Source organism: Flavobacterium daemonense, assembly GCF_007341385.1.
Lineage (GTDB): Bacteria > Bacteroidota > Bacteroidia > Flavobacteriales > Flavobacteriaceae > Flavobacterium > Flavobacterium daemonense.
On sequence record NZ_VJYD01000008.1, the window covers coordinates 115,994 to 128,087 of the forward strand.

10 protein-coding genes are annotated in these 12,094 nt (G+C 33.0%); 5 read left to right on the forward strand and 5 right to left on the reverse strand.

Annotated features, from left to right (window positions below; translation table 11 throughout):
* Positions 1–37 precede the first annotated feature (37 nt).
* Positions 38–1,627: a bacillithiol biosynthesis cysteine-adding enzyme BshC gene (bshC, locus tag FND99_RS12125; RefSeq protein ID WP_144338222.1), complete on the reverse strand. Its 1,590-nt coding sequence runs from the start codon at positions 1,625–1,627 to the stop codon at positions 38–40.
* Positions 1,628–1,901: 274 nt separating this feature from the next.
* Between bshC and FND99_RS12130 the strand changes: the two genes are divergently transcribed.
* From FND99_RS12130 to FND99_RS12140, 3 genes are all read left to right on the forward strand, one after another.
* Positions 1,902–3,179 carry an MFS transporter gene (locus FND99_RS12130; RefSeq protein ID WP_144338223.1) on the forward strand — a complete coding sequence of 426 codons (1,278 nt, stop codon included), beginning with the start codon at positions 1,902–1,904 and terminating at the stop codon, positions 3,177–3,179.
* 163 nt (positions 3,180–3,342) lie between these two features.
* On the forward strand, positions 3,343–5,541 hold the full coding sequence (locus FND99_RS12135; protein WP_144338224.1) for a B12-binding domain-containing radical SAM protein: 2,199 nt from the start codon (positions 3,343–3,345) through the stop codon (positions 5,539–5,541).
* 44 nt (positions 5,542–5,585) lie between these two features.
* Positions 5,586–5,900 (forward strand): GIY-YIG nuclease family protein, encoded by a 315-nt coding sequence (locus FND99_RS12140; RefSeq protein ID WP_144338225.1) that lies wholly within the window; start codon positions 5,586–5,588, stop codon positions 5,898–5,900.
* Between the two features lie 165 nt (positions 5,901–6,065).
* On the opposite strand, the gene FND99_RS12145 is transcribed toward FND99_RS12140, so the two are convergent.
* The 3 genes from FND99_RS12145 to FND99_RS12155 form a co-directional block, all read right to left on the reverse strand.
* The gene (locus FND99_RS12145) at positions 6,066–6,830 is read right to left on the reverse strand and encodes an MBL fold metallo-hydrolase (protein WP_144338226.1); all 765 of its coding nucleotides are present in this window, start codon (positions 6,828–6,830) and stop codon (positions 6,066–6,068) included.
* 123 nt (positions 6,831–6,953) lie between these two features.
* Positions 6,954–7,640, reverse strand: a complete 687-nt coding sequence (locus tag FND99_RS12150) for a response regulator transcription factor (protein ID WP_144338227.1) — start codon at positions 7,638–7,640, stop codon at positions 6,954–6,956.
* Positions 7,637–8,899, reverse strand: a complete 1,263-nt coding sequence (locus FND99_RS12155; RefSeq protein ID WP_144338228.1) for a sensor histidine kinase — start codon at positions 8,897–8,899, stop codon at positions 7,637–7,639. Before FND99_RS12155 ends, FND99_RS12150 begins: the two co-directional genes overlap by 4 nt.
* Before the next feature lie 167 nt (positions 8,900–9,066).
* Between FND99_RS12155 and FND99_RS12160 the strand changes: the two genes are divergently transcribed.
* Positions 9,067–9,480: a DUF1573 domain-containing protein gene (locus tag FND99_RS12160; RefSeq protein ID WP_144338229.1), complete on the forward strand. Its 414-nt coding sequence runs from the start codon at positions 9,067–9,069 to the stop codon at positions 9,478–9,480.
* Between the two features lie 281 nt (positions 9,481–9,761).
* Positions 9,762–11,339, forward strand: coding sequence for a L,D-transpeptidase family protein (locus tag FND99_RS12165; RefSeq protein WP_144338230.1), 1,578 nt, complete (start codon positions 9,762–9,764; stop codon positions 11,337–11,339).
* 96 nt (positions 11,340–11,435) lie between these two features.
* Here FND99_RS12165 and FND99_RS12170 read toward each other — a convergent pair whose 3' ends face one another.
* Positions 11,436–11,939 (reverse strand): C40 family peptidase, encoded by a 504-nt coding sequence (locus FND99_RS12170; protein WP_144338231.1) that lies wholly within the window; start codon positions 11,937–11,939, stop codon positions 11,436–11,438.
* Positions 11,940–12,094 lie beyond the last annotated feature (155 nt).

Sequence of the window (12,094 nt, forward strand, 5' to 3'; positions counted from 1 at the left end):
AATTAGTGAAAATTAGTGCAATTCGCGGCGAACTTTTTTAGATTGTTATAATGTTAAAATTCATTTCTAAAGGTTTCAGTTTTTGGATTAAAAGCGGAATCAATTGATCGCCTTTTTCCAAATAAAATTCTGAAAAATTGCTTTGACGTTCCTGCAAACTATTATTTGGGAATAATTCGCACTGCAAATCAATCACGCGCTGCAATTCATCATTCAATTTTCTTTTTTGTGCTTTTAGTAATCGTTTTTCTAGATTTTCTAAACCTTTTGTTTGCTTTGCTTCTTGTGCTTTTACAGCACCAGAAAATGATTTATCTGTTTGATTGGCTAAATTGTAAAGATATTCAAATTGCCCTTTTAGCTGCTCTTTTTGAGGTGTCAAATTAATAGGGAAAGCCGAAATTTTATGCGTTATAGCATTTACTAGATTTTCCTGTTTTGTAAATAAATCTTTCCATGTCAAACCTAAATTATCGGCTTTTTTAGCTTGTTTTTCGGTAGAAAGTAGAACCGAATTACGAACTAAGAGCATTGGAAAAGTAATATTTACAGCATCAAAAAAAGATTTTAATTCCAGCCAATATGCAATTTCTCCGCCTCCGCCGATGTAACATAAATTAGGAAGAATAATTTCCTGATACAAGGGACGCATAATTACATTTGGACTGAATTTCTCTGGATTATTTTCTAGAACCTGAAAAATTTCTTCTTTCGAAAATGATATTTTGGTATTGTTTACCAAGTATTTGTTGTTTTCAAAAATGATTCGTTCACGCAAATTATCTTCGATATAAAACAAATTAATTTCGCGCGGATTTACCTGAACTGTATAGTTTTTTAAAGATTCAATTGTTTTTTGAACCCTATTATAAGAGGTTTGTTTTTCTAATTCTTCTTTAACAAACGGAATAAAAGCTTGTTTTAAAGCAGCGTCATCTGCATCTAAAATAACTAATCCATAATTTGCGAATAAACTATTTGCTAGAAATCTTGTTGCATCGGCTAGATTATCATGTTTCAAATAAGCATCTTCAAACAGTTTTTTTAAAATATTTGCGTTTGTATTTGAGCCTAATTCCAAAGAGTAAATTTCGAAAAACTCTGCTAAACCTTCAGTCGAAAGTCGGCCAACTGGACCGTTGCTTTCTTTATTCCATCTAAATTTTTTTCCTTTGAAATTAAAGTAATTGATTTCTTCAAAATCATGATCTTCAGTTGCCATCCAATAAATTGGAACAAAATTATTTGCCGGATATTTCGATTTTAATTCTTTTGTCAAATTAATAGTCGAAATAATTTTATACAAAAAATACAATGGACCGCTGAACAAATTTAATTGATGTCCGGTGGTAATAGTAAATGTATTTTCTAATGCTAAAAGCTCGATATTTTGCTTCGTTAAATCCGAAACTTCAATATTTTGATATTGCTTTTTCAACGTTTCAACCAACGGAATTCGGTTGTTGTTATCAAAATTCGATTGCTTTTCCTGGATTTGTTTTTCGAAATTCTCCAAAGTTGGAAAATTATTATATAAAGATTGAAGTGCTGGTTTTTGATCTAAATAATCTTGTATCAAGGTAGAGAAATATCCTGAGTTTTGATAGCTGATACAGTCGGTAGGCATAATTTTAGATTTATTTTTGATAGCTGTAAATTTAATGAAAATATACAGTTAAAAACGTTTTTAACGATTGCTTATGATTTGATTTTTTGTTAATGATTTTTAAACTTCATGAAATCAGGTTTTTGAATTTGGATAAAGTGGCAGTTTGTAAAATGTAAAAACACATTGAATTTGTTAAAAAGTAATTGATGTTCTGAAAGTATTTTGGTCAAATGTGAATTATTAATAATGAAACTATATTTTTGTAATCAAAAAAAAGTTATATCTATTTTACATGAAAACTAACCCCGATCAAAAGAACTCATTAAAACATGTTCTTTTTGGAAGTCTAATAGGCACCACAATTGAATTTTTTGATTTTTATATTTATGCCAATGCTGCAGTATTGGTTTTCCCACAATTATTTTTCCCCGGTGCTAATTCGAGTATAGCGACTCTGGAATCGTTAGCGACTTTTTCAATTGCTTTTTTATCGCGTCCTTTAGGATCTGCATTTTTTGGACATTATGGCGATAAAATTGGACGTAAATTTACCTTGGTTGCGGCTTTGCTGACAATGGGAATTTCTACGGTTGCAATTGGATTTTTGCCGAGTTACGCCAGTATTGGTGTTGCAGCTCCCTTATTATTGATGCTTTGCAGATTTGGGCAAGGTGTTGGTTTAGGTGGTGAATGGGGTGGAGCAGTTTTGCTTGCCATCGAAAATGCGCCACCAAATAAACGTGCTTGGTACGGAATGTTTCCGCAATTGGGCGCTCCAATTGGATTGCTGCTTTCTGGCGGAACATTTTTACTGCTGACAGATTCCATGAGCAATGAAGCCTTTATGGATTATGGCTGGCGAATTCCTTTTATTGCTAGCTCTCTTTTAGTAATAGTTGGGTTTTACATCCGAACAAAAATTAATGAAACACCTTCTTTTGAAAATTCAAAAAAAGAGCACGAAGAAGTTAAGGTTCCGTTTTTAGAGATAGTGAAATCATATAAAAACCAATTGATTTTTGGAACTTTTGCTGCCATTACCACTTTTTTGGTGTTTTATTTAATGACCGTTTTTACATTAAGCTGGGCAACTTCTGATTTAGGAATTGTAAAAAGAGACGGATTATTGATTCAATTATTTTCGGTATTGTTTTTTGCGCTTTTTATTCCGGTTTCAGCTGTAGTTGCTGATAAAATCGGACGCCGAAAAATGCTTATTTTGGCTACAATAGCAATCGCTGTTTTCGGATTTTTCTTTTCTTATTTTTTAAGTACAGGAAATATTGCTTTAGTCGCTACTTTCGCCTGTATTGGAATGGCCTTGATGGGATTCACGTATGGACCTCTAGGAACGTTTTTATCAGAACTGTTTCCAACGAAAGTTCGTTATTCTGGTGCATCTTTGACGTTTAATTTGGCTGGAATTTTAGGTGCTGCTTTTGCGCCTATGATTGCAATTTACTTAGCTTCTACGTATAGTGTGAGTTATGTCGGTTTCTATTTAACTGCCGCGGCATGTATTTCGTTATTTTCGTTTTTGGTAATAAGCAAGGACGAACATAAGTTTTAATTTTTTTTACCCTTAGTTGGTAAAATTTATATAAAGTCTGCAATTTTGAGTTTTATCAGGATTGCAGACTTTTTTCTGTTTAAAATTTAAACCAAAAAGACCTTCGCAATCTTTCGCTAAAAAGTCGCTAAATATCTCGTATTTTTGCAGAAAATAATTCCCTTTGAAAACAAAACTTTTTATAATTACACCGCCTTTTACTCAACTGAATACTCCGTATCCGGCAACGGCGTATATAAAAGGTTTTCTGAATACTAAAAATATCGAATCTGTTCAAGCAGATTTAGGTATTGATGTTATTTTGGAATTGTTTTCGAAAAAAGGTCTTCAAGATTTATTTCAATCGATCAACCATCAACCAACAACTGACAACTGCAAAAGAATCTTTGCTTTACAAGATGAATACATTAAAACGATTGATCCGGTAATTCAGTTTTTGCAGGGAAAAAATCCAACGCTGGCTTTGCAAATTTGCCAGGAAGATTTCTTGCCAGAAGCTTCTCGTTTTGCGCAATTAGAAGAGCTAGATTGGGCTTTCGGGACAATGGGAACTCAGGATAAAGCGAAACATTTGGCTACTTTATATCTTGAAGATATCTCGGATTTTATTGTAGAATGTGTCGATGAAAATTTTGGCTTTAGCCGATATGCTGAACGTTTAGGCCGAAGTGCCAATTCTTTTGATGAATTATACAAAGCGCTTCAGCAGGAACCAACTTATATTGATTCGATTTTGATTTCGCTTTTAAAAGCTAAAATTGAGGCAATAAAACCAACCTTGTTTTTAATTTCTGTTCCGTTTCCGGGAAATTTATACAGCGCTTTTCGATGTGCGCAATGGGTGAAACAAAACTATCCTGAAATTAAAATTTCAATGGGTGGCGGTTTCCCAAATACCGAATTGCGTTCGCTTTCTGATCAACGCGTTTTTGCATTTTTCGATTTCGTTACTTTAGACGATGGTGAAGTTCCAATTGAAGAACTTGTTGAAAATTTATCATCCCGAGCGGGGTCGAGGGACGAGAAGCGTTATAAAAGAACATTTTTATTAGAAAATGGAGAAGTTGTTTACAAAAACAATTCTCTAAAACACGATTATAAACAAGCTTATGTAGGAACTCCAGACTATTCCGATTTGCCTTTGGATAAATATATTTCGGTTATCGAAATCGTAAATCCGATGCATAGAATGTGGAGTGACGGGCGTTGGAATAAGCTCACGATGGCGCATGGCTGTTATTGGGGAAAATGTACTTTTTGCGATATTTCTTTAGATTATATAAAAGTGTATGAGCCCGTTGCAGCAAGTTTGCTTTGTGATCGAATGGAGGAATTAATTGAGCAGACAGGACAAAACGGATTTCATTTTGTTGATGAAGCTGCACCACCAGCTTTGATGCGTGCTGTCGCTCTCGAAATTTTAAAACGAAAACTGGCGGTAACGTGGTGGACAAACATTCGATTTGAAAAAAGTTTTTCAAAAGATTTATGTCTGCTTTTAAAAGCTTCTGGCTGTATTGCAGTTTCTGGAGGTTTAGAAGTTGCTTCAGACCGACTTTTGAAATTAATTGATAAAGGTGTTACAGTTGAACAAGTTGCAAAGGTAACTCGTAATTTTACTGAAGCCGGAATTATGGTTCATGCCTATTTAATGTATGGATATCCAACTCAGACTATTCAAGAAACCGTTGATAGTCTTGAAATGGTTCGTCAATTGTTTGAAGCGGGCGTTTTGCAATCTGGATTTTGGCATCAATTTGCTTTGACGGCGCATAGTCCTGTTGGATTATATCCGGAAAAATTTGGCGTAACCAAAAAAACAGAAGTTATTGGAACTTTCGCTAATAATGATATTGAATACACAGATTCAACAGGAATCAATCACGATAAATTTAGCTTCGGATTGAAAAAATCGCTTTTTAATTTTATGCACGGAATCTGTTTTGATTATGAATTGCAGGATTGGTTTGATTTTAAGATTCCGAAAACAAAGATCCATCCCGATTTTATTTTTAATGCTTTAGAAGAACAAAACGATTTCTATACAAAACCAAATGCAAAAGTGGTTTGGCTTGGTGGAAAACCTTCATCAGAAATCTTCACGAAATCGAAAAAAGGAAGAAGCTGGGAAATGATGTCCTTGACTTTTCATGATAAAAAAGAGAGTTTTACGATTCAAACAAGCAAAGATGAAGGCGAATGGTTGCTTTCAATTTTGACAACTATTTCGGTTTCAGCTCCTAAAAGCTATACTTTTCAAGAGGTAAAAAATGATTTCGAAACTTCATTAGAGGATTTTGAATTGTTTTGGTATTCAAAACCTGTGAATACGTTGCGTGAATTTGGATTGTTGGTGTTGTGATTTAAAGAATTTTCTTATTTTTATTAAAATTAGAAATTCTATTTATGCATTATCAAGAAGGCTATCATACTTACTATATTTATATTTTAACGAATAAAGCTAAAACAGTTTTTTACACTGGAGTTTCTAATAATTTAAGGAAAAGGTTAAATCAGCATCAAGAAAATATTTTATCAAAAAATAAGACATTTGCTTCACAGTATAATGCTCAATTTTTATTGTTTTATGAAAAATTTACTTGGATTCAAGAGGCAATTTCAAGAGAGAAGGAAATAAAAGGTTGGAATCGAAATAAAAAACTTGAATTAATAAAAACAATTAATGCTGATTTCTGTTTTTTGAATTACTTATTTGAGTAGCATTACGGAGTTACTTGTGGTGATTCCTCGTTCCTCGGAATGACATACTTTGTGGTTATTTAAAAAAAATATATAACAGAGAATTTTCCGTCCAGTTTGTCATTCCGAGGAACGAGGAATCTCCGCAAGTAGCTCGCCAAAGATTTTCAAAAGTGTATAAAAAAATCAATACTCCACAAAAGTCCCATCAGCAGGAACGGCAGTTTTTGATAACAGATTGTTTTCTGCCAAAGCCGTTTTCAAATCCTCTCGTTTAGTTGGACAGTGATTTAGTGCTTCAAGGTGATTGGCAAAAACATTTCCGGGTGCAAGTGCGGCAAATTTCAAAATATCATTCATTCGCATCAATAAAGGCTGGCCAATATCTAATCGCGCGGTTCCGCAAGCAACAGTCGAAATATCGGGTTTTAGCTCGATTAGTACTTTTTGTACATCATCTGTAAAAATAGTGTCAGAGCTTATGTAAATTGATTTTTCGTTTGCTAATTCAATGTAAAAACCCATCACATTTCCCATCAATTTTGCTATAAAACCGTAACCATGACGCGCCGGAATGCCGATAATTCTTCCGTCCAAAAAAGGTTGAGGTTCCCAGTAATTTAAAGTCTGAACGATTTTAAGGCCTCTTTTGGTCAATTCTTTTTCATCTTTTGAACTGCATACAACTGGAATACTTTTTCGTCTTAAATAGACTTCGCCGGCTTTGTCAATATGATCAGGATGCAAGTGTGTAATTAAACAAATCGTTACTCGACTTAAAATTTCCCGGCTGTTTTTAGGTAAAGAAACAAGTGGATTTCTTTTTGGATTATATCGAAAGATTGTAAATGGCGGAATCGTTTTTCTTTTTCCTAACATCGGGTCAACCAAAATCACATGTTGCTCCGTTTCAATAACTAAAGTAGCGTTACGTAAATGATGTAATTTCATATCGGGGAAAATTAGAACTTAAAAATACGAAGATTTTTCAAAATCTTTTTACAGTTTTTTCTATATTTTTATCAGAATTGTTAAGAATTGCTTACAAAAATGATTCCTCCAGTCAGATTATAACTATTCCACAGAAAACCTAAAACCTATTCCGTGTAAATTTTCAATTGAAATCCCTTTTTCACCGGTTAAAATTTTTCGGAGTCGGGAGATAAAAACGTCAAGGCTTCGTCCCATGAAATAGTCGTCGGTTCCCCAAAGTGCGGTTAAAATTTGTTCTCTTTTTAATACTAAATTTTTATTGTCCAGGAAAAGTTTCAGCAATTCGGCTTCGCGTTGTGTCAAGCTGATTTTTTCACTTTCATTAAAAAGAATAAAATTATTGGTATCAAATTTATACTTCCCAATTTCGTAGACCAGTTTTTCCAGCGGGATATTTTTTTGTGAACGTTTTAAAAAAATCTCAATTTTTAAAAGCAGTTCTTCAATGCTAAAAGGTTTTACCAAATAATCATCGGCACCTAAACGAAGTCCTCTTATTCGGTCTTCTTTTAAAGTTTTTGCAGAAAGAAAAATAATCGGAATATCAGTATTTAATTTTCTGATCTCAGTTGCTAGATCAAAACCGTCCATTTTTGGCATCATAATGTCAAAAATGCAAATATCAAATTTTTCTCTTTTAAAGATTTGAAGTCCAAGTTGTCCATCAGAGCAATGCACAACATTATAGTTGTTTTGTTCCAAATTATCTTTGGTCAAAAAAGCCAAAGTTTCATCATCTTCGGTATAAAGTATCTTGAACTGTTTCATTTTTTATAAGGAATTGACAGTGTTATGGTAATGCCTTTTTCTGGGTTGTTTTCGGCTTTTATTTTCCAGTTTTGAAGACTGCAGATCTCTTTTACATAATATAAACCAAGTCCAAAACCGTTTACTTCGTTGCTTTTTTCGTTTTTTACGCGATAAAACTTATCAAAGATAAAAGAAATGTTTTTAGAAGGAATTCCGATTCCGTTGTCTATAAAAGCTAATTTTAAAATTTGATTTTCCAACGCAATTTTAACGACAATTTCTGGCTTTTCAATACAGTATTTTACGGCATTGTCAAGTAGATTATAAAGTAAATTGTGGAAATGAAAAACATCCGTTTCAATTTGATAATCGGGCGAAAGTGTTTCAATTTTAACCGTCGCTTCCGGATATTTTAATTGAATGTTCTGAATGGTTTCTTCAATAATCGGAACAATCAAAACGGTTTCTTTTTTTAATTCTAAAGGTGCATAATCTGATTTTGCAATGTTGAGAATCTTCTCAATATGATTATTCAGTTTATTGCTTTGATTGATGATAATGTCCGTGTAAGTATGCAGTTTTTTATCTTCTTTAATTGGATTTTGCTCAATCAAATATTTAGATGCAATTAAAATAGAAGACAATGGAGTTTTGAATTCATGCGTCATATTATTGATGAAATCACGCTGCAATTCAGAATATTTTTTTTGTTGCAAAAGTTTAAAAATCGAATAAACATAAATCAACAAAATCAAAATTAAAGCAGTTGAAAGCACAAACCAAAAACGCATTGAACTGAATAAATAAGTGGTTTCATTAGGAAAACGAACCGCAAAATAATAAACCAGATTTTTGTGTTTTGGAAACGAAACGGTCTTTTTTACTTTCTCTTTTTGAGTAAGCGAAATATAATTTCCATAAACCATTTCGTCGCTTTGACAATTGTACATGGCATATTCGAAATCGGTTGTAATGTTCATTTTTTTGAATTCCGATTTCAGATAAAATTCTAAAATATCGGGTTCAAATTCATTGTCGATGTTTACAATATAATAGTCGTTTGAAACTTTTTTAACCGGATTTTGGCACGATGGTTCATGATCTTTTCCTTCATATAATTTTCGGGCAACTTCTAAAAGTGCAATATGTGCTTTTTGGCTCAGCTTTTTTTGTTCAAGTGTAAAAGCTTCTTTTGTCCAAAGCAATTGCGCTACCAAAATGCTTATTATGGCAATTAATCCGAGGAGGATGATACTGTTGAGTCTGTTGATTTTCAAGAAAAAATGTCTTTTTTAAAAGTGTAATATTAATGAAAATTATGCTTAAAAATGGCCCTTAACAAGTCATTAACAAAGATTTGAAAGCGGTTAACAGCGATTTGATTTTATCTGGAATACTTTTGAAATACAAATTTAGAACTATAAACCATTTAAAATATTTAACTATGAAAATGATCAAAATCTCCATGTTAGCATTGGCATTAGGATTAATGTCTTTCTCAGCGGTTGCTCCTGTAAAATCTTTGGTTTCTGAAGTAAAAGAAACAGCAACGGCTTCTACAATTGTTTGGAAAGCAGAAACAGTTGATGTTGGCGAGATTCCGCAAGGAACTCCAAAAGCTATTGTTTACGAATTTAAAAACACTGGAAAAACAGCGGTTGTAATTACAAATGTTCAAGGATCTTGCGGCTGTACTGCAACTGATTATACAAAAGAACCGATTCAGCCAGGAAAAACAGCAAAAGTTACTGCGACTTATAACGCCGCAAACAAAGGTGCTTTTACAAAAACAGTTACTGTTACAACGAGCGCCGAAACGACTCCTAAAGTATTGACTTTAAAAGGAACCGTTATTTAAGAATTTTTATTAGGTTGGTTATATCATGAGCCCAGATACGTAATGTATTTGGGCTTTTTTTAATTATAAATTTTTATTTAACACATAGATGCATAGATTCTGTTTTGAAAAAAAGGATTAATAAGAAACAAGTTTCTTTCACAGAGCCAAAATTATGTTTGTTTTAAATAAGTGAAACGCCTTTTTAAGCTAGAAAAACTATGTTTCTATGTGTTAGAATTAATTACACCCAAAGGCTTACTAATTATAAAAACTTTCCTATTTTTATTAAAAATTGTATTATGAAAATCTGGTATCAGTTTATCGCCGCCGTTAGTCTTTTTGCAGTTATTTCATGTAATTCAAAAGGAGAGAAAAAAGAAGAAATCCAACCAAAAGCAAAAGCCGAAATTCCTGAACTCAAACTCTCAATTGACAGTTTGAAGATTACTGCTTTTTATACAGAATATCCAAAATTGGCTAAATTTCAAGATGAGGTTCAAGCTTTATACAAAAAGAATAAATCAACGCAGTTGTGGCAGGACAACCGTGGTGTCGATGAATTTGCTCATACGTTGTTCAACAAATACAAAGGTCTTGATGAGGAAGGGCTAAAAGCGAATTTCCCTTATAAAGAAATGAATGCTGTTTTTGAAAGCACTTCCGATAATAAATTATCAAAAGAAAATACCGATTTGATGATTTCAAACCTGTATTTCTATTACGCCGAAAAAGTATATGCCGGTTTTGATGAAAAAACGATTATTTCACTTGAATGGCTTTTGCCGAGAAAAAAACTGAATTACCAAGCATTGACCGATTCGATTTTTAAAAAGTCAACTATCAATGACGATCATAAAAGCAAAATGTTCAGCCAATATTACAAACTTCGTGATGTTTTAAAACAATATCGCGATATTGAAAAAAAAGGTGGCTGGAAAACTATTGAAACTGGAGAGGATTTTAAAAATCTGAAATTAGGAGATTCTTCTGCCATAATTTCTCAAATTAGAGAACGACTTTTTGTTACCAAAGACATTAAAGAAGACATCAAAAGTGCAGTTTGCGATACGGTTTTGATCAACGCATTAAAAAACTATGAACTGCATCACGGCTTGACGCCAAAAAGTATAATCCTGCCAGAGCATATTGCCGAAATGAACATTCCGGTTTCTGACCGAATTAAAACAATTATTGCCAATATGGAGCGTTGCCGATGGATTGATCCTGAATTAGAAAAAGGCAAAAAATACATTGAAGTCAATATTCCGGAATTTAAATTGTATTTGATTGAAGACGGGAAAATCGCCTTTATTTCACCAGTTGTCGTTGGAAAAGCAATGACAAAAACGGTTATTTTCAGCGGAATGATGAATAATATTGTGTTCAGTCCATATTGGAACGTGCCGACAAGCATAATCAATAAAGAAATCAAACCCGGAATGGCAAGAGACAAAAATTATCTGCAAAAGAAAAATCTAGAATGGAATAATGGTGCAGTTCGACAGCTTCCGGGGAAAAATAATTCGCTTGGTTTAGTGAAATTTTTGTTTCCAAATTCAAGTAATATTTATTTGCATGATACGCCGTCAAAAAGCTTGTTTGAAAGGGAAAGCAGAGCTTTCAGCCACGGTTGCGTGCGTGTGGCAAAACCTCGTGAATTAGCAATTATATTATTGAAAGACGATCCAAAATGGACTCCAGAAAGAATTGACAAAGCGATGCATGCCGGAAAAGAAAATTGGGTCAGCTTGAAAAAGAAAGTTCCGGTTTACATTGGTTATTTCACAGCTTGGGTCGACAGAAAAGGACAGATGAATTTCTATAAAGATATCTATCAAAGAGATGAAAGCCTCATAAAATTATTGACTGAAGAATAAAAAAGTTTGCCACTAATTACACGAATTTCCACAAATTATTTTTCAATCTTTGAGCATAAAAATTCGTGTAAATTCGTGTAATTAGTGGCAAAAAAACTATTTCGACAAAACATCAATACATTTATAAAAACGATTGGTATAATGTTCCGTTTCGAGCGACGTGATAGTTACAGATTGTACTTTTCCAGAAGAAGCATGAATAAATTTTGACTTCATGCCATTGGCCTCACAAATGATTCCAAGGTGCCCGATAATCGTTTTATCTTTATAGCCATAAAAAACTAAAATATCTCCAATTTTAAACTCATCGGGATCTAATTTAGTTCCGATGTTTTTATATTCTCCAGAGCTTCTAGGTAATGTTACGCCGTATTTCTTGAAAACATAACTTACAAAACCAGAACAGTCAAAACCTTTTTTGGGATCATTTCCCGCATATACGTAGGGCGTCCCTAAATATTTTTTGGCATAAGCAACAATCGAATCTCGGTTGACTTCGTGTTTGTTTTTGTCAAAATGAATAGCATTTTGTTTCTCTTTTGTAATAAAAGAAGAGAACAAAAAACCGCAAAGGAGAAATATATAGAAGTACGATTTCATTTCAAAAGTGAATTAATTTATAAAAGTACCCCCTTCTTTCTTGAATTCAAAGGAAACTACTTATTTTGTAAGATTTTGCAGTTATAATTTGAGATTTGATGTGTTTATGTGGTGTTTTTTTATTACGTTTTGACATTTTAGTATCTTTTTGAATC

Bases quoted from the DNA above. Each gene is read 5' to 3' on its own strand.
- FND99_RS12150 (WP_144338227.1), bottom strand. From the start codon at position 7,640: ATGAAACAGTTCAAGATACTTTATACCGAAGATGATGAAACTTTGGCT.
- bshC (WP_144338222.1), bottom strand. From the start codon at position 1,627: ATGCCTACCGACTGTATCAGCTATCAAAACTCAGGATATTTCTCTACC.
- FND99_RS12165 (WP_144338230.1), top strand. From the start codon at position 9,762: ATGAAAATCTGGTATCAGTTTATCGCCGCCGTTAGTCTTTTTGCAGTT.
- FND99_RS12170 (WP_144338231.1), bottom strand. From the start codon at position 11,939: ATGAAATCGTACTTCTATATATTTCTCCTTTGCGGTTTTTTGTTCTCT.
- FND99_RS12160 (WP_144338229.1), top strand. From the start codon at position 9,067: ATGAAAATGATCAAAATCTCCATGTTAGCATTGGCATTAGGATTAATG.
- FND99_RS12140 (WP_144338225.1), top strand. From the start codon at position 5,586: ATGCATTATCAAGAAGGCTATCATACTTACTATATTTATATTTTAACG.
- FND99_RS12145 (WP_144338226.1), bottom strand. From the start codon at position 6,830: ATGAAATTACATCATTTACGTAACGCTACTTTAGTTATTGAAACGGAG.
- FND99_RS12130 (WP_144338223.1), top strand. From the start codon at position 1,902: ATGAAAACTAACCCCGATCAAAAGAACTCATTAAAACATGTTCTTTTT.